An 8,898-nucleotide genomic window follows, 5' to 3' on the forward strand; every position below is an offset into this window, starting at 1 on the left:
AACTTAGCGGTATTGGGCGACAGCCCCCGAGCGGGCTGTCGATTTAGTCGGGTTCTGCTGAGTCAATGGTGAGCCGCTGGCCGTCAGGCCTCGGGCAACGTCACAGTGCCCGGCCGCTGACGCGTCACGGCTCACAAAATCGACAGACCGCTCGCGCCGATCCGCGAACACCGCTGCACCAAAACTTGCCTGACCACTCACACTCGTTTTCATTCGATTGGCTAGAATGTTCCGCGGACATCCAACTTTCACCCGCCTTAACGAACCCGCCATGCAACGTCGCCAATTCCTCAAGAACTCCGCCGTCCTCTCCACCGCAGCACTGACCGCCGGGGTGTGGAGTGAAACCCGTGCCGCCGATTCTCTTTCACCCAATGAAAAGCTCAAGGTTCTCTGCGTCGGGACGGCCAACCGTGCCGGCGCAAACGTCGATGGCGTCAAGGGCGAAGACATCGTCGGATTGTGCGACATCGATTCCAAGTACCTGGCCAAAGCGGCGGCGCAATTCCCATCGGCCAAGACCTATCGCGACTATCGCGAAATGATCGCCGAAGCAGCCGACACCGCCGATGCGATCGTGATCTCCACGGCGGACCACAACCATGCACCGGCGGCGATCCGAGCCATTCGCGCCGGGCTGCATTGCTACTGCGAGAAACCGCTGACCCACACCGTTCACGAAGCGCGGCTGATCGCCGAAGCCGCCCAGGAAATGGGTGTCGCCACGCAGATGGGCACGCAGATCCACGCCGGCAACAACTATCGACGCGTCGTCGAAATCATTCGCGCCGGAACGATCGGTGATGTCGCCGAAGTGCATGTCTGGGTGGGTAAAGGCTGGGGCGGTGGCGAACGCCCCGAATCCGGCGATCCCGTTCCGGAGCATCTGGATTGGGATCTGTGGCTCGGCCCGGCGCCCGAACGCCCCTACAAGGAAGGTCGCTATCACCCGGCCAACTGGCGGCGTTGGTGGGACTTCGGACAAGGAACCCTCGGCGACATGGGATGCCACTACATGGACCTGCCCTTCTGGGCGCTGGACCTGAGACACCCGACCCGCGTTGCAGCCGAAGGCCCCGAAGTGCATCCGGAAACCTGCCCGCTGGGATTGACGGTCCACTATGAATTCCCCGCCCGCGGATCGCAGGTCCCGGTCAAGATGACGTGGTATGACGGCGACCACATCCCCAAGACGGTGGCCGGCGAAAAGGTCCCCGGTAGTGGTGTGATGTTTGTCGGTAGCGAAGGCAAGATGTTTGCCAGCTACGGCAACTACCGTTTGTACCCCGAAGACAGCTTCAAAAACTTTGAGCCGCCGACCCCGACGATTCCCAATTCGATCGGGCATCACCAAGAATGGATCCACGCCTGCAAGACGGGCGCCGAAACGACGTGCAACTTTGATTACTCCGGTGCGTTGACCGAGTCGGTGTTGCTGGGCAACGTGGCCTTCCGTACCGGCAAGGCACTCGATTGGGACGGCAAACATCTCAAAGCGACCAACTGCCCCGAGGCCGATGCCCTGATCCAAAAACAGTACCGCACCGGCTGGGAAGTGGCCTAAGCATCCCAAGGTGGCGTAAGCTTCCAGCTTGCGATGCCCCACAAGTGGCGTAAGCTTCCAGCTTGCGTTCCCCCCCGGAAGCTGACGCTTCCGGGGTGGCAAGCAAGATGCTTACCCCACTGCAATTGCACACTCGGAAGCTGACGCTTCCGAGAAGGCAAGCAAGATGCTTACCCCACTGCAATCGCACACCCGGAAGCTGACGCTTCCGGAAAGGCAAGCAAGATGCTTACCCCACTGCAATCGCACACCCGGAAGCTGACGCTTCCGGAAAGGCAAGCAAGATGCTTACCCCACTGCAATCGCACGCCCGGAAGCTGACGCTTCCGGGATGGCAAGCAAGATGCTTACCCCACCGCAATCGCACACTCGGAAGCTGACGCTTCCGGGAAGGCAAGCAAGATGCTTACCCCACGTTCGTTGTATCCTCCATCACGTTCTAACCTCCACCCATCATGCGAAAGCTTTCTACCTTGGCTCTGGCGACGATGACCTTGCTTTGCCCAGTCTTTGAAACCTCCGGTGACGAAGGCATGTACTTGTTCAACGATCTGCCGGTTGATCAGCTGAAATCGAACTACGACTTTGAGCCTTCGCAAGCATGGGCCGACGCCTTGCGTTTGTCCTCGGTGCGATTCAACAGCGGCGGCTCGGGATCATTTATCTCCAGCGATGGTTTGGTGTTGACCAACCATCATGTCGCCAGCGACACGTTGCACAAACTCAGTTCGCAAGACCGCAACCTGATCGATGACGGTTACTTGGCCAAGTCGCTGGACCAGGAGCTCAAAGCTCCCGATCTGGAACTGAACCAGTTGGTCTCGATCGAAGACGTGACCGAGCGCGTCAATGCGGCGGTCGCCAAGGAGGCTTCGGTTGCCGATGCGGCGACGCAGCGACGGGCAGTGATCGCGGAAATCGAAAAAGAGTCGACCGACAAAACCGGTCTGCGCAGCGACGTGGTGACCCTCTTCGGCGGCGCGCAATATCACTTGTATCGCTACAAGAAATACACCGACGTGAGACTGGTTTGGGCTCCGGAAACGGCAGCCGCGTTCTTCGGCGGCGACGCCGATAATTTTGAATACCCCCGCTACAATCTCGATGCCACCATCATGCGGGTCTACGAAGACGGCAAGCCCGCCGAGCTGGAGCATTTCCTCCGCTGGAGCGACTCCGGCGTCAGTGAAGGCGATTTGGTCTTCGTCAGCGGAAACCCCGGACGAACGCAGCGGATCTTCACCGTCGATGCGCTCAAGTTTTTGCGTGACTCCAGACTGCCGTACGTGTTGGATTACCTCCGCCGCAAGGAAATCATGCTGCAGCAATTCGGCTTGGAAGGGGCTGAAGCGACGCGCCGCGCCCGGGACGAGTTGTTCGGTATCCAGAATGGCCGCAAAGCCTACACGGGGATGCTGGCCGGATTACAAGACCCGAGCACCATCGCAACCAAACAGGCACGTGAAGCCAAACTGCGGGCGGCGGCCCAATCGGATCCCGAGCTGAGCGGAACCGAAAGTGCCTTTGCCGAGATCGCGGCGGTCCAAGCCGAAAAGAAAAACATGCTGGGACAGACCGTGACGTTCCGTTCGCGATTGTTTGATCTGGCACTGACGTCGGTCTTGCGTGCCGCCGAAGATGAAAAACCCAACGGCGAGCGATTGCGGGAATTCACCGAATCGGGGCGTGAGTCGCTGGTCCAAGATCTGCTCAGCACGGCACCGATCTACCGAGACCTCGAACGCGTCAAACTGGCCGATGAATTGGCCCGTTTCGTTGAAAGCCGTGGCGGCGACGACGAATGGGTCGCCGTGGTTTTGGACGGCAAGGGACCGCGTGAACGAGCGGCCGAACTGATCGAGGGCACCAAGCTGGACGACATCAGCGTCCGCAAGACCTATCTCGACGGAAATCTCGACGACATCAAACGCTCCGACGACGCGTTGATCGAACTGGCGCGCAAGCTGGAACCCGAATATCGCCGAATTCGAACGATCAACGAAGAACTCGATGAGCGGGAGCGTCAAGCCTATGCCAAGATCACCGCGGCGGTCAGTAAGTTGCAGGGGGCTTCGGGATACCCGGACGCAACGTTCACGCTGCGATTGGCCTACGGTCAAGTCAAAGGTTACATGCAGGACGGCGAACGCATCGAACCGGCAACCGACTTCGCCGGGGCCTTCGAGCACGAAACGCAACACCAAGGTCAAACGGATTTCGATTTGCCGCCCTCTTGGAATCAAGCCCAAGACAAATTGGACCTTTCCACGCAACTGAACTTTGTCTGCACCGCGGACATCATCGGCGGCAACAGCGGTTCGCCGGTGGTCAACCGCAAGGGTGAACTGGTCGGGTTGATCTTTGACGGCAACATCCAAAGCCTGACCAGTGATTACCTCTACACCGACCAGCAAGCCCGTGCGGTCAGCGTTTCCGGTGTCGGCATCCTCGAAGCCCTGCGCAACATCTACGGAGCCGACCAACTGGCCGACTCCATCGGCCAGTAGCTGTTATAAGCTTCCAGCTTGCATAAAGTGGGGTAAGCTTCCAGCTTGCCTCTCATGAAGCTTCAGCTTCAACGTGGGGTAAGCTTCCAGCTTGCCTCCCTGGAAGCGTCAGCTTCCACCGTGAGCAACCGCAAGCTGGAAGCATTACGTCACGGACCTCAATCCCCCGCCGCGATGGTCAACATCGCTTTCAGTTTCTGGTTGTCCATCTCGGCCCGTTTGAGCAACAGCACCGAGCCGTCGGCAAGCAGCACGCGTGCATCGTCGCGGTTGCCGAAGACATTTTCCATCGGATCGTCTTCGGAAATCACCCACGGCGTCGGATCGGCCCAGTGAATGGAGGCGTCGTCGGGTGCCTCGATCAACAAGATCGTGTCGGCCGCCGGGTCGGTGATGTCCTTCAATCGTTTCGGCGGACCGTCCCCGTGCCAGAGCGATCCGGGGAACACCGGTGCCCGGATGATGGTGTGTCCGACGGGCAAGTGCTGGCTGCCGAACCCGGCCGGCACGGTTGTTCGCAGTCTTTCGTTTTCGTCGGCATCCCAAGTCAGGTCCAGCCGGATACTTCGATAGAACGCCAGGTTGTCCATGTCGGGCAAAATCGCGACCAGCCAGCTGTGCAGGGGTTTGCCATCGGCAGCGACGAAACAGCGTGGCGGAAGATGTTTTTCGCGATCGTGGTAATTGTAAAACGCGATACCCAGTTGTTTCATGGTGGCGATCCGCTCGGACCGGGCTGCCGATTGACGCATCGCGGATGCGATCGTCTCAGCCAGCTCAATCGTTTTACCGTCGATCTCAACGATGACCCGTTTTGGCTCGCGGTTCAACGTCACGTCGGCCAGCATCGGGTCGAACTGTTGCTTGATTGCCGTCAAGGTTTCGGCGACGCGGTCGGCAGCTTCGGCATCGACGGTGTCCAACGACAGTCTGACCATCGGTTGCGGCGGCGTTTGAACGGTGATGACCAGACGATGAATGTCGGCGGCCGCCTGGCTCGGTGAAACCTTGACGGGAAATCGAACGGGTTCCTTCGCGGGCCACAACTTGGTCAGCAAATCGCGTGACGCATCGGGCAGCGCGATCACCACGGAATGATCGAGGCGGTTCGCGTCGTGGAGCGGAGACAGGATGTCGCTGCGACTGACGGGGTTCAACGATTCAACGCGTTTGAGTTGATCGGGCGTGCCGAACAGCAAGGCAGATCCCGACGGTGCGATTCGGACGTTGTCGCCGAACAGGTCTTTCAATGAAGCGAACAGGGTGGCTGCGTCCGGCGTCGGAATGACAATCAGCGGCGCGCGGTCTGTCAGGGTTTGCAGCCCCGCCAAGACATAGATGCGTCCGGCTTTACCGGCCTTGAGTTTCCCGATCAGATCTTTCACCATCGCCGCGTCGGACGGCCGATCCCCCGTCAGTTTTTGGACCGAGGCAAACAGCGCGTCGACATCCAGGTTTTCCCAGTCGATCTCCGCGACCAACAGAGTCGATGCATCGATGTACGCCGACACCGGATGGCTTGCCGCCAGGTCATTGATCAGGACCCCATTGGGTGGACCCTGGCGGAGTTCTTGCCCGTCGGCGACGGAGATCAAACCGGCGCTGAAGACGATCAACAACGCAACGATTCGTCGTGCCGACTTGGGCTGTCTGGAAGGAATCATTTGGTCACCTGCAATTTAATCGTGAGTGTAAGGTTCTTCTTGTCGCGTCGCCCTGCGGCACGCGACAAGGTGGCTTCGGTGGGTGTCTGTCGCAGATAGACGAACGATTTGCGCGAGATCGGGTCCGACCAGGCCGGCACGGGAGTGAGATTGTCGATCGCCTCGGGCAACGCCCCGGTTTCAGCGGCGTGCATCCGCAACGCCTCCAATGTCAGCAACCGATGATGCTGCTGTTTGACGTCCAATCCACTCGATGTCGCCGTTTGGAACGAGGGCAACATGACGCGAGCCATTTGCCCCCCGAGCGTGACGGTGTCCGTTGAAACCTTCATCGCCGCGTCACGCTCGGCCTTGCTGACATCCCACAATTCATTGGGCAACAACGACCAAGCCAACCATCGTTCGCGAATCCGAGACAGTTCGAAATCGCTCGCTCGCAAGACGGCTTCGGCGTCGGAGAGTTCGTCGACGCGTTCTTTCCAGTCGTCGTTTTCAAGCAACAGCTGACGAGACGGCTGAACCATCATCGTGATCAGCACGCCGGTCGACAATTGACGCAGCAAAGTCGTTTCAGCCGACGAGTTGACCGAGTCGTACATCGTCGCAATCACATCGGACAATTCCTTGAGTCGAATCAACGCCCTTGCTTCGCCGATGATTTCGTCGGGCAACTCGTCCAGTCCGGCCAGGATGCCGGCGTGGTAGGCCACCGTCGATTCGTATTCGATCGCGTCACGCATTTCAAAGAGACGGTCGACAGGCAACCCCGCCAGCGCCCAGTAAAGATTGGGACAGTCCGGCTGTTGGATCATCGACTCGATCGTCTCGAGCAACGATTCGGAGATCGCAATCCCGATCAAGCGACTGAGCAGCGTGTTGGTGCTGTGGGCGGTGATTTCGGAGAGTCGGAATCCCAAACGCAAGTCGTCGACTGCATCCGCCCAGCGTTGTTCGGCCGCGGCGACGCGGGCACGCATGCACAGCAGACGCGCCAGATCTCGCGATTCTTGGAGTTCGGGAAGCAGCGTCCCTAACTTTTCGGAGAACGACATGTCTTCCAACCCCAGATCGTACTTCAAATCCATCCAATTCTCGCCCGTCCGCAAGACGCCGATCGCGGTTTCAAACGGCAAGTAGCTCGCCTTGGCCTCTTCGATCGGAAGCTCGTCGATGGGCATGTCGGTCCACGCGTCGTAGCGATCCAAAAAGTCACGCTTTTGTTTCGCCGAAACCTGTGCGACCAACAGCATGGACCGGTTGACCGCCACCATCGCTCCGCGCGGGCGACGTCGCTCGGGCGCCGGCCACAACCGATAGCGAAGCGGTGGGTCGCTCTGTTGCCGGGCGTGAAGCACCAACGGGGTCGATGGCTTGGCCGGCTGCGCCACCGATGCGTTTGGTTCAACGGTCGGCGACAGCATCACCTGTCCATGGCTGACCTGTATCGAGACAACCGCCGCGAAGCAGCAAAGGATCACGACAGGTTTGCCGGGATAAACATTCATCGTTGATTGACCTCAAGTCCAAGGGTGAAATCAGCAAGATCGCCGGCCGACAGCGTTTCGCGCGGAATCATCGGATCGTCGTGAGCGACGGTCCAGTCGGAACGCGGAAGATCCTCAAACGACGCCCCATGAAACGCGGTCAGTGTGTCGGTCGACGGCTCGCGCAGTTTCCAATCGGGTTGCCACAGCCGCGCGAGCTGTTTGAAATCGAGTGGCGTCATGGCAAACGACGCCGGCGTGTTTTCTGAATCAATCTCAGGGACGCTCGGTGGCGGTGGCTCGCCCGGATCGCCTGCCGGTTCATCGAGACGTTGTGCTTCAACGGGGCTCGGTGCGACGGAATCGACCGTGCCCTGTTGATCCACTCCTTCACCGCCGGCAATCACACCGGAGCCCCTCGCACCGGAGCCCCTCGCACCGGAGTCCGTCCCCAGGGAACGTTGTCCGACCCGGTAGGCGACCGGCATGGTCAACACGGCCGTCAACAGACTGGCTGCCACGATCGAGAACCAGGTGGTGGTGCGACGTGATGCCGCCATGCGATGGGCATGTCGCTCACAACCGGCCTGATACCCCGCTCGGTAAAGCATGCTCACCAGAGCGGGTTGGTCGTCGGATTGCGGTCCGCCGGGCATCGAAGCCGGAACCAATGCTTTGAGTTGCTCGGCGAATGCGTCATCGAGTGGATCGTTTGTTTCATTCATCGCTGATGGATCCTTGGACGGAGACTCCGGGGCGAGCGTCTGGAGCGGGTTTGAACTGTTGCCGCATCGTGCGGATGCCTGATTGGAAGACACGATGGGCCGTCGATCGTGAACAGCCCATGACATCGGCGATCTTGTCGAAACTCATTTCACCCCACAAATGCATCACGATGACTTGTCGCGTCTGGGACTCCAGCGTCACCAACGCGTCGGTCACACGCTCGGCATCGAGTTGGGTTTCGATCTGGCGGTGTGCGTCGTCAAACCAAACACGACCTTGCGTCGTCTGCTCGCGACGACGCCGGCGCTCTCCGCTGCGTCGCCACTGCAGGATCTGGTTTCGCGTCACGGTGACGAGCCATGCAAAGGGATCATCCGGTGCTGGCGATTGGCGAGCGAGCTGAAGAAAAGCCTCCTGCACCGCATCCTCAGCCGGCTCGCCGATCGCGCGGGCGATCAACAATAATCGCGACGACCAACGGTTCCACGTTTCGGCAAGCTCGTTGGGGGGCATCGACATCACGTTCGGCGTTGAATTTTGACGCTCTCGGGCGCCGCAACTGTGACAAGGATGTTACCGGGAGCTGATTGTCTCAGGGTTTTCGAAAGATTGATGCGAGGTTTTGAGAGCCATCCTCCCTGGGGGACGTCGACTGTCTAAGTGGCGGAGTTGATCGTAGCGGAAGCCGTCAAGACTTTCGCAAGCCGCCGGCCCTCTCTGGCGTTTGCTTGCTGCGCAAACGCCGTCTCTCCCAGAGGGAGAGAATCGAAATGGATGAATGGTGCTACCCACCAACTGCAACCGACCCTAGCCATCGACGGGTTGGCTAGCCGGAGAGTACGCCTGCGTTGCCATCCTGGTTTAGAAGGTGCACCAAAATTGTCTCCGACGCTTCGATCTCGCTCGTTGCTAAGTCAGACGCGGTGCTGTCCGCTGCCAGAAAGTTGACGAAA

6 protein-coding genes are annotated in these 8,898 nt (G+C 59.5%); 2 read left to right on the forward strand and 4 right to left on the reverse strand.

Translation table 11 applies throughout. From position 1 onward, the window contains the following. Positions 1-271 precede the first annotated feature (271 nt). Both NZK35_RS08235 and NZK35_RS08240 read left to right on the forward strand, forming a co-directional pair. Positions 272-1,564 (forward strand): Gfo/Idh/MocA family protein, encoded by a 1,293-nt coding sequence (locus NZK35_RS08235; RefSeq protein WP_259632055.1) that lies wholly within the window; start codon positions 272-274, stop codon positions 1,562-1,564. Between the two features lie 455 nt (positions 1,565-2,019). Beyond that, positions 2,020-4,071, forward strand: a complete 2,052-nt coding sequence (locus NZK35_RS08240; RefSeq protein WP_407699777.1) for a S46 family peptidase — start codon at positions 2,020-2,022, stop codon at positions 4,069-4,071. Positions 4,072-4,229: 158 nt separating this feature from the next. On the opposite strand, the gene NZK35_RS08245 is transcribed toward NZK35_RS08240, so the two are convergent. Genes NZK35_RS08245 through NZK35_RS08260 form a run of 4 tightly spaced genes read right to left on the reverse strand, consistent with a single transcriptional unit; the run spans position 4,230 to position 8,464 of the window. Continuing rightward, a complete protein-coding gene (locus tag NZK35_RS08245; protein WP_259632056.1) occupies positions 4,230-5,735 on the reverse strand; it encodes a DUF1559 domain-containing protein in 1,506 nt (501 codons plus the stop codon). After that, positions 5,732-7,240, reverse strand: a complete 1,509-nt coding sequence (locus NZK35_RS08250) for a hypothetical protein (RefSeq protein WP_259632057.1) — start codon at positions 7,238-7,240, stop codon at positions 5,732-5,734. Before NZK35_RS08250 ends, NZK35_RS08245 begins: the two co-directional genes overlap by 4 nt. Then, positions 7,237-7,944, reverse strand: coding sequence for a hypothetical protein (locus NZK35_RS08255; RefSeq protein WP_259632058.1), 708 nt, complete (start codon positions 7,942-7,944; stop codon positions 7,237-7,239). The genes NZK35_RS08250 and NZK35_RS08255 overlap by 4 nt, the downstream gene beginning before the upstream one ends. Further along, the gene (locus tag NZK35_RS08260; protein ID WP_259632059.1) at positions 7,937-8,464 is read right to left on the reverse strand and encodes a sigma-70 family RNA polymerase sigma factor; all 528 of its coding nucleotides are present in this window, start codon (positions 8,462-8,464) and stop codon (positions 7,937-7,939) included. Before NZK35_RS08260 ends, NZK35_RS08255 begins: the two co-directional genes overlap by 8 nt. Positions 8,465-8,898: the final 434 nt, after the last annotated feature.

This window comes from Stieleria sedimenti, assembly GCF_025060895.1.
Taxonomy (GTDB): domain Bacteria; phylum Planctomycetota; class Planctomycetia; order Pirellulales; family Pirellulaceae; genus Stieleria; species Stieleria sedimenti.

What these genes read in the sequence shown, in the direction of transcription:
- NZK35_RS08245 (WP_259632056.1), bottom strand. Translation starts at nt 5,735, where the DNA reads ATGATTCCTTCCAGACAGCCCAAGTCGGCACGACGAATCGTTGCGTTG.
- NZK35_RS08235 (WP_259632055.1), top strand. Translation starts at nt 272, where the DNA reads ATGCAACGTCGCCAATTCCTCAAGAACTCCGCCGTCCTCTCCACCGCA.
- NZK35_RS08255 (WP_259632058.1), bottom strand. Translation starts at nt 7,944, where the DNA reads ATGAATGAAACAAACGATCCACTCGATGACGCATTCGCCGAGCAACTC.
- NZK35_RS08260 (WP_259632059.1), bottom strand. Translation starts at nt 8,464, where the DNA reads ATGTCGATGCCCCCCAACGAGCTTGCCGAAACGTGGAACCGTTGGTCG.
- NZK35_RS08240 (WP_407699777.1), top strand. Translation starts at nt 2,020, where the DNA reads ATGCGAAAGCTTTCTACCTTGGCTCTGGCGACGATGACCTTGCTTTGC.
- NZK35_RS08250 (WP_259632057.1), bottom strand. Translation starts at nt 7,240, where the DNA reads ATGAATGTTTATCCCGGCAAACCTGTCGTGATCCTTTGCTGCTTCGCG.